6 protein-coding genes are annotated in these 9,333 nt (G+C 54.5%); 2 read left to right on the top strand and 4 right to left on the bottom strand.

All coding sequences use genetic code 11. The features are described from left to right. Positions 1-536 precede the first annotated feature (536 nt). Together ASE85_RS23070 and ASE85_RS23065 are read left to right on the top strand one after the other, a co-directional pair. Positions 537-935: a hypothetical protein gene (locus tag ASE85_RS23070; RefSeq protein ID WP_156358347.1), complete on the top strand. Its 399-nt coding sequence runs from the start codon at positions 537-539 to the stop codon at positions 933-935. 303 nt (positions 936-1,238) lie between these two features. Then, positions 1,239-1,808 carry a hypothetical protein gene (locus ASE85_RS23065; protein WP_156358346.1) on the top strand — a complete coding sequence of 190 codons (570 nt, stop codon included), beginning with the start codon at positions 1,239-1,241 and terminating at the stop codon, positions 1,806-1,808. An 89-nt stretch (positions 1,809-1,897) separates the two neighbouring features. Here ASE85_RS23065 and ASE85_RS13660 read toward each other — a convergent pair whose 3' ends face one another. The 4 genes from ASE85_RS13660 to ASE85_RS13645 are packed head-to-tail and all read right to left on the bottom strand — an operon-like array spanning position 1,898 to position 9,328. Next, the gene (locus ASE85_RS13660; protein ID WP_056689348.1) at positions 1,898-4,237 is read right to left on the bottom strand and encodes a hypothetical protein; all 2,340 of its coding nucleotides are present in this window, start codon (positions 4,235-4,237) and stop codon (positions 1,898-1,900) included. Further along, entirely contained in the window at positions 4,234-5,778 is a 1,545-nt protein-coding gene (locus ASE85_RS13655; protein WP_156358345.1) for a hypothetical protein, read from the bottom strand. Before ASE85_RS13655 ends, ASE85_RS13660 begins: the two co-directional genes overlap by 4 nt. A gap of 17 nt (positions 5,779-5,795) precedes the next feature. After that, the gene (locus ASE85_RS13650; protein ID WP_082462816.1) at positions 5,796-8,003 is read right to left on the bottom strand and encodes an ATP-binding protein; all 2,208 of its coding nucleotides are present in this window, start codon (positions 8,001-8,003) and stop codon (positions 5,796-5,798) included. Next, on the bottom strand, positions 8,000-9,328 hold the full coding sequence (locus tag ASE85_RS13645; protein WP_056689343.1) for an SIR2 family protein: 1,329 nt from the start codon (positions 9,326-9,328) through the stop codon (positions 8,000-8,002). Before ASE85_RS13645 ends, ASE85_RS13650 begins: the two co-directional genes overlap by 4 nt. Between the last annotated feature and the right edge of the window lie 5 nt (positions 9,329-9,333).

Below are 9,333 nucleotides of genomic sequence, written 5' to 3'. Positions count from 1 at the left end.
CTGCGAAGCCTGGAACAGGCTGGTCGATCAGCCATGGCGCATCATGACCATCGGACGCCGCAAATGGGCGCGTGGGTCGTGATCAATGCAGATTGGTATAAGGCCCGGACTGCAAAGCAGGGCCGCGCTATTGCATAAATTTCCGAATCAATGATACAATATTGCAATGAACTCGGGTAATACTGCACGCCCAAAAGAACAGGGAAATGTTCTATTTTTGATTTTAATTGCCGTCGCGCTCTTCGCGGCTCTTTCGTATGCAGTTACGTCATCAACAAGGGGTGGCGGTGGTAGTATATTAAAGGATAAGGCAAGAGAATATGCTTCTGCGATTATTCAGAATACCATGGCAATAAGGTCTGCCGTAAATAGGATAAAACTCAGTAACAGCTGCTCAGACGATATGATCGACCTTTTAAACAATGTTTACATGAGAAACAATGGCTCCGCTATAAACCTAGCAAACCCGTTAGCGCCGTCGGATAAGCGTTGTAATGTTTTTGATATAGCTGGGAGCAGTTGCGCCTGTAGTTCCTGTGGCGGCTGTACTTGGAAACAATCCAGACTCCGCAGGGGCCTTGTCATTCCGCACGGGTCATGCCTCTTTTAATATAGCGCAAATGGAACGAATAGGAACAGATGGCTCGGCTGGAACGGCTAGTGAAAACGATATTTACATGCAACAAAACTATCTAAATAAAGAAACCTGCATGGCTATAAATGACTTAATAGGCATTGCAAATCCTAGTGGTGACGCTCTCACCAATATTACTGCAACTGGGACCGTAACTCGGTTTTTTGATGTAAACGCCATATCAAATGCTACGGCGATATTTACACTTAATGCTCTTGCTGGTGAACCAAAATGGTGCTGGTATTATGGCTCCGGTGCTACAAAAACATATGTTTATGTAGCCATGATCGTCGAGAGATGATTGGCAAGCCCATGCCTATACAAAAATTGTATTACGTATAATAAACTATCAAAAGACACAATGCTTCATAGTTTATATAACCATCAATAATCAATGAAAATAGATAATTCCAAACACGCATTTACGCTCGTCGAATTATCAATCGTGATGATTATAAATTGCCTCCTAATCGGTGGGGTTCTTAAAGGACAGGAACTAATCCAAAATGCTCGCCTTGCCTCAACCATTTCGCAGGCGAAGTAGGTTTCCGTCGCATATTATACCTTTAGTTATACATATAAGGCAGTCCCCGGTGATATGTCTATGGCGACCACCCGGCTAGCGGGATGCGACGCTGGACATTATTGCGTAAACGGGACCGGCAACAATCTACTAGGCATTGTGCCTACAGATTGGCGCAGGCAAGCGTGGGAAGATGTTACAGCAGCTATCACCTCAGAGAATACACATTTCTGGAAGCATCTTGCTTTGGCGGACCTGATTGGGGGCATTGATCCCGGTGCAGGCGTTCCGGATTGGGGTAAAACGCATTTGGGATCGTCTCTTGGTGGAGGATTCCATGTTCGGTCTAGCATGGCATTTCTTCCTATTTACGGTACGCTTAACGGAATAACGATGGTCCTGCGAAACGACATCACAGGGGGTTGGAGATGCGATGATCCGGGTAGGGATAATTGTGCTGTCTCTTCTCATACAGCAGAGCGAATAGATAAAAAAATGGATGATGGTGTGGCATTGTCTGGAACGGTACAGGCGATCAGCTCAGGCTGGACCAATGGATGCGGGAGAGGTGATCTGGGTATCAATAGCGCTTCAGGATATGGCGCCAACAACCTGAAGAGCTGCGATATTATGTTCAAGGTTGATAACTAGCGAGAAGCGTCTAATCTTTATTGACCTACATCCAGCGTCCCATGTAGACCGCGAGAGTGCCGGAAGCTGGATTGATACGTCGCACGGCTTCAATTGGCGACGCTTCCTCCAAGTCCCAACCGTTGTTGAAATCTCTGATCGAGCTGCCCTGTCATCTCGTCAAAATATGCCTGATCGCTTTCGACTAGAGACAAGATTGATCGAGTTTGTGCGAGCAATGATGTCAGCAGGCGTTCAAGCGGCACTCGGAGACTTGTTGCCTTCTTGTTGGTCATCACCGCTGCGAGAGCTGCCTTCGCCGACCACTTTGACAGCGCCAGATATTCTATGGCCCGCTGGTGTTCGGCCTCGTCGTTTTCTATGGTAAGATTCTGCAATGCCCGTGTTGCTCCGAAATGCTGTTGAAGCAATCGGCCAATAAGGCGCGGCCAGTCATATCCGTCAGCAATGTAAACCGGGAGAACCTGCGAAGCCGAATACGGTCCTGAAAGTGGCTGGGCATGGCTCAAGATGATTTGCATCAGCGCGCGCAGCCGGACTAATTCTGAGGTGGAAATGCGCTTATCGACCAAGGCTTTTGACCGCTTCTCAAAAGTAACAACCGCCTCTTGGAACTTCTTGGCAGTAGCGAGAATCTGAGATGGCGCTACGGTAATGCGAGACGCCGTAGAGCCGCCGCCGTTGTTCCGATGGCCGTCCTCTTGAGATTGGGGTTCGGTCGTCCTGAAATCGACAACACTCAGCGCCTGAATGTCCTTCTCTTCGCTCTCACCTAAATCGGGACCGACGAGACCGATCATCTGGTTCAGGCAATGGCTGACCAGATTAACGGCCCGGTCGTGACGGCTGTTAAGATAGAGTCCGAACGGCTTCCCTTGCGCGTTTGCAAGCGTGCGGGCGCGGATAAATTCCTCGTAGGGAAGGACCGAGTATTCGCGGGCGGCTTCTTCCTGAACCTGCGGCTTGGTTTTGGTAATCGAATGGGACGATCTGTCTTCGTCCTCGATAGCCTCAAGCTGGTTCAGCGCTTCGATCAGTGCCAAATCTTCGTGAATGGTCTCCGCTAAGGTGTCCATCAGCCGTTTCTTACGGCCCTTTTGCGGCGGTAGCGTCGTGACCGCGAGGTAATCCAAATCCGTCACTTGGATTGGGGCGGAAGCGGTATCGTCCACGAATGTCAGGACGCCATATTTGGGACGCTGGCTCGCGGGCGCGATTGTATGTGCGGCGGACTTCGCGCCGCCTATGTCGATCAGCGCCAGCGCCTCGCCTTCACGATCATAAAGCTGAACGGCTTGGGGATCGGACGGAAGCTTCTTGGGAGCTGTCCATGTCACTTTCCCAGCCTGTAAGGTAAGTAACCCTCCATCGACCGACGGCTGAGTTGTTTCAATTTCGTCGAATGTCTCTTCCAGTCGGGCCAGTTGGTCCTTCTCGAAACGGGAGTCTTCGTAATCGGACAGGCCTAGCGCGACCAAGGCTGAACCGCGCACGACCCGCTTATAGATTCCGGCTTCCGCGTTACCGCCAAACGCAGGCCCCGTGAGCGCCGGAAGGGTGCAATTCATGCTGCCAGAGATGACATGATCGAACTCTTTACCGAGCGCGATTATCAGCTTCGCGTGTAAGAACCGCCCGGCGGCATTGGGGCTGATATCGAACAAGGCGACATCTGAAAAACGCGGAAGCTCGCTGGAAGGGAAACCGTTCGCGTCATCCTCGATCAGGATGTCGGTGGCGGGATCGCCTAAGCCAGCCTTGAGACGCGCAACTCCCTCCAGCTTTGAATCCCAGTAAGGGGAAACCACAATGAGGCGCTCGATTGCATCGTCGCCGATGGAATCGACGATCTGGTCGAGAATGGTGATCTCGGGGCGGTCGAACAAGAGGTTGAGCGCTTCCGTGCCCTCGGTCCTGAAAGCCGGATTGGAAGTGTCATCGCGAAGCCACGGTGATGATCGCAAGGCGCGTTGCAGGCTGATCGAAAACCACTGATCGTCAGCGGGAACATAACGCCGAAAATAGGCAATTGCGGACATAAAGAACTTGGCATTCTCGGGCGATTCAGCAGACCATGTAATGCTGGCGACCTGCTCCTTATTCCCGCCAAGGCCAAGAGCGGTAAGGTTCGCTGAACCCACCATCAGCCGCGCTTTGGTCTCACCGAGTAGCATGGTGATCTTCGGATGGAACGCACCCGGCACGGAAGTTTTGATGAGGTGGTAGCTCGTTCCCGCGAAGCGCGGCGGGCCAAAATCCGAAAACGCCTGATTGACCATCCCTGTGTCGGCCAGAACGACGATGTTTCGGCATCCCGCCCCGCGCAGCTTGGGGAAAGGAATGTCCTCGAACGCGAGCGATCCGAAGGCGTAGGTCGTCATAAAGGCAGAGTGAAACCCGCCTTCGCCGAAGGCGTCAAAATACTTCATGCAACAGCCAGCTCTGACCTGCCGATGGACGTGATGCCGCCGCTGTCGATCAGACTGATGTCCCGGAGGAAGCGAAGCGCTTGATCCAGTCGCGGGCTGCTGGGAGAGACCTGGATCGGTGCGCGATAGCGCAGCGCGCCTTCCTCTGGCTCCATGTGGAAGGTGTATGCCTTCTGGTTTCGGAATTTCCGGGAAGCGACCCACAGGTGCCGTTTCAAAACTCTTTCCCGGATCAAATCAGCTATCACGCGATCTGCATCGGCGGAGCGGTTGCGGTCGAGAAATATGGCTTCTGTTCGTAAGGACTGGAAATAATCTGCGCCACTGAGCGCGGCTTCTACCAGCGAGGATTCTGCCGTCGCCTTATCGGCCAAAATCGCGATCAACGATATTGCGTTTCGGACCTGTTCGCTCGTTTCGCCCGTGTCCATCGCCTCAAGCATGGCGGCGGCATACTCGCGGGCGGTGGAGGCTTCCTCTGCGGCATTGATCCCAGTCGAAAAATCATCCCAGCTCTCACCGCCTGTAGTCGGAACGGCACCCGCCAGGTCATCCGTCAACTCGCCCAATGACATTCGACGGCGAGGAGCCGCTTCGATCAGCGTAAGCGCCGCTGACAGGATGACCTCATAGGCGAGCCTCATCAGATCACACGCCTGATAGAGAAACCACAACTGCGGAACCTGATTGGGTTCAGCCGCCTCTTTGGCAGGCACATTCTCGAACCAGTGCCATTTCACCGTTTCGGCGCGCGGCACGGAATCGAAGGTGTTGGTGAACTCAAGCAGCATCCTCAGCGTGCTTCGCCGCATTTGGGCGGTGAGACCGCGCGTATCGGTAGCGCCGAGCAGGATGTCCTTGAGCAAGACATGTTCACGACTGCCTGATTGCAGGGCAGACGGTTTCATGGCCGCGAACGATCCAAGGTCGGATACTGAAATTTGTCCCGATGCCACGACCTCAAAAAAGCGATCAGCTATGTCGCCCAGCTCGGATGCCAGCGCCTCCGCGAGTTGAAGGGCGACCTCGGAACATACGGGGTTTGGATTGGACTGGCCGGGATCGGGAAAATGGACGAGGCCCATTTCCGACATCTGTGTCGAATAGATCGCGCCGAACGCTCCGCCCTTGTTTTTCAGGTAGCGAAGCTTCTCATCCGCGTCAGGATCGGCCCCAACGGTAAAGTCTATGATCCCCGATGCGCCCGATTGAGCGGTGACCTCGTTCAATGTTCTACCAGCCCAATCGGAGCCGGTTATGCCCAGCTCCGGCTCACCGTGTGTGCAAATCAGCGCGAAAAGCGCCTCGCATTTACGCTGGAACGATCTGAGCACCGCCGGGTCGGGATGGCGGATTTTTTCTTCGTAATGACGAAGGATGAGCGGGAAAAAGGAATAGTAACGATAGCGGAGCGTGATGGTGCTGATGCCGGGAACGAGGGATTGGTAGATCGCCTCAATAGGACGCTGCATACCGAGAGGATCAAGCCCGCTGTCCTGCCCTAATTCTGTCCATTCAGGAAATCCTTGACCTAATTCCAACTCAATCTCCGCATGGCCTAGAATGGGATATCATCGTCGATGTCGAACGGATTAGCCTCCGCGCCCGCTGGCGGCTCGGGGACCGCTGCAAGTCCGGCAACAGGCGCTTCGACCGGAGGTTGCTGAGCTGGCGCGGCAGGAACTGTCCATTGCGCTGCTACATCACCCCAGTTTACTTTTCGCTCCTTAGCTCCGGTCCAGACATCCCAAAAATCAGGGTCTGCAGATTGAGGCTGATGCTCTTTTGCAAGCTCGTCAATTTCGACCAGCACGGGTATGGGTGTGGCCCAACCAAGCAGGATCGCCTGTTTCGATGGAAGGCTTGGCAAGTCTCGTAAAAGCCCTCCCACGTTGTCTGGCACAAGTCGAGCGACGAGGTTTTGGTCCGCATCATTCACTATGCGATGGAGGATAAAGGTGTTGCACTGCGCGAGAACGGTAGCCGAAAGCTCGGAAGGACGCTGCGATGATAGTACCAGTCCTAAACCGAATTTTCGGCCTTCGCGGGCAATTCGTTCGAACACCTCGCGGCATAACTGGCTCGGGCTCGAAGCTGGCCCTTCATCGTCTTTGCCTCGCCTGATAAAAGTATGAGCCTCTTCCAGAACAAGAACAGTTGGAAGAGACAGCCCTTCGGGATGGAGGCGGCGATACCGTTGTAAGGATTCGAATATCACCCGAGCGAGGACCGCAACTACAACATGAACGACCTCCGACGGGACCAGAGATAGGTCAATCACTGCCAACGGGCCATTGCTTGCGCCGTCATCACCTATGTAGCTTTTCAACCAGTCCTCAAAGCTAGTCGGCGGATTCTTCCCGATGACACTGCCCAGTCTTTGATCGGCGAGCATACTCCGAATGCGAAGACCGAGCGTGCTGATGAACGCCGCGAAATTCCCGCCCTGCTCGGCGGCGAGGTGGTCGAGATGCTCTGCGAGCAGCGTGACGTCAAAGGGAACGGGGGCATCTTCGCTAATCGCGGCAGCGACACCGCCAATATCCGGTAGTGTATCCGTAGCGGCAGCGATGGCATCGCGCGCGGATTCAAGATCGCCGACTAAGAAATCGTTGAAGAATGTTGCGCCCGACCGTCGAGCGTCAACGATCGCAGTAACCGTTGCCGAAAGCGTTTGTAGAAGAGTCGCCGCCGGATCATCAACCGATGCAGCGAAGCGGGTGGAATCTTCACTGATCCCGGATAGCAATCGCGCGCAGTCAAACCGGGGGCCAACCGCTCCGGCGAAGGCCGTGCTTCCCACATTGAGCATGGCGGTAATGCGACCACTTGAAACAAGGAGATGCCGCTTAATAGTTGCTTCTCGTGGGACATCTTCATGATGACCGCTTTTCAGCTCACGGATGCCGCGCAAAAGCAGAGGGCGCTGCGCTCCGGGCTGGGCGTGCGCAACGGCAGTCCATTCATGACCGCTCCAAAGCCACGCGGGAACGTCTAGCTCTTTTTCGCCGTCTTGCACTGGAGGGACGCGAAAAAGGCGAAGCTCGTCACCCCGATCAGCAAATGCCCTCGCGTATTCACCGTTAGGATCAAGAACGATGAAACGGGCATTCGGCGGACCTTCCCGTCCAGCATCTGCCATAGTTTTGGCGCTGGCATCGAGCGACCATCGAATAAGCCCAGCGACAGTGCAGGATTTTCCGCTGCCCGTGTTTCCTAGAACCGCAAGATGACGGCCAAAGAGTTTGTCAGGATCAACCTTAATCTCAGCGCTGGAAGCCAAGGCAGACGTACCGATACGGACACGCCGATCGGCGGCCTTCGAGCCGACGATAGCCTCGACCTGCTCGGGCGTCGGCATGAGTACCGGATCGCCGACCGACGGAAAGGCGACAACACCACGCGAGAGTTCGAAGACGACCCTCTTTGAAACGCGGTCCCGCCGTGAAGTCAGTGTACCGACGGGTGAGACGCTCATCTTGCGAAGCGGGAATGGAAGATCGATCAGCCCGAAGTCCTTCAACCCCGAACGTTTAGGATACGGTGACCGCTCAATCCCAATCCACGATATATAGGCGACGGTAGATCCAGCCTCATTGGGGATGAGAACATAACCGTTCAAGCGGGGGAACGCAGCGGGCGTTCCCGTATTGAGTGCTGTCGCGTGCGGCGCATCCAGCTCTAACAGAATGCGGATTTCGTCCGGCGAAACGGACTCCACCGCTCCGACTACCAATCCGGCGATGACTTCAATTGGTGTTGTCATGATTTTGCGTCTTCACCGAACATAGCGGCAAGACCTTCAACCTCAGGTGGTTGCTGTTGGGCAGCGGGCGACTGATGCTCCAAAGGACGATTCTTCAGCAACTCCGCCATGCGCCCGGTGATGTAATCTAGGGTCGGCTTTGGAAGGTAATTTTCGATCAGGGTCGTGAGGTCGCCAAAGTGAGGGCCGATCAAAAGCGAAACTTGCGCATTACGTGTCCGCGCGAGAAACCCTTTCAATCGATCATCCGCTTCGTATGCGAACACAACGAGATGCGTGGACGGTATGGTCAGCATATCGAGCAGAACGCGGTTTATGTGATCGTCACCGAAGCCGTAACCGTAAGTGACCACGACCGCGTTTGGCCTGCACGTTGCAGCAGCGAAATCGCGGAACAGCTCAGCATAAGGATACTGAGTGGTCTCCACGTCTTTGGCCGGATTGGGATAAATCATCACTGTATCGACAGGATTGGTCGGCATGTCCGTGTGGGTCGGTGGAGCGCCGAACGGGATTCCTTTCCGGGAAATTTTCCGGCCTTCTTTGTCAAACTGCCAGTCTAGCGACCCATGCAGCTTCGTGACGCGGATGACGCCTTCCATGAAGCGTGGTTCCCCCCGGATACCCGGCGGGTTGTAGTGAACATCGACCTCAACACGGGCCGAACGAAAAACAGGTGTCAGCGCTCCGACAAAACGGTCGATGATGCGGAGGCCTGCCAGATCGCAGCCATGCTCGATCAGGCGATCATAGTTACTGGTGAAAATGTGTAGGCGCTCACGAGACGCGGCGCGGCTGGCGAAACTGAGTAGGAACGATTGGAGCGCGCCCTGAGCGGCGATCCGTTTTTCCTTTGCAGCCCCGGCGAGGCCTGCTTCCGTAACCAAAAGGGAATCGAGAAACGCTTTAAGCTGAACGTCCATCGCCCCTTTGAGGGCTTCGGCTTTTGCGGCGTCGATAACTTTTAGCCCCTCGTAGACGGCAAGAGCGCTCCTGAACTGATCTTCAATATTTGCTGCGCCGCGCCCCATAAGTGCCGCTTCGCTCGTGGCATAGTCATCGATCTGCTTGTCGTATTCGCTTCCGAAGGTGACCTTGGCCATCCCTGTGGCGGCTGCGCCCGCGATATATCCGATGGCCGTTGTGAACCCGCTGCCGATAAGCAGGTTTAGATGTTCGGCTTGAAACACAGCGGAAAGCCACGGTTCGATGCGCTTGCGGGCTGTTGCGATGAACTTGTCTAAGCCGTCATCATCAGTCGGGAGATCGCTCCAGGACTCCGAATGGCTTCCGACCCGATACGCATGTTTATCGCTCAGGTTCATATGTC

This window comes from Sphingobium sp. Leaf26 (assembly GCF_001421665.1).
Taxonomy (GTDB): Bacteria; Pseudomonadota; Alphaproteobacteria; order Sphingomonadales; family Sphingomonadaceae; genus Sphingobium.
The sequence above is the reverse complement of the archived record's forward strand: the minus strand, read 5'-3'. Positions and strand labels throughout refer to the sequence as shown.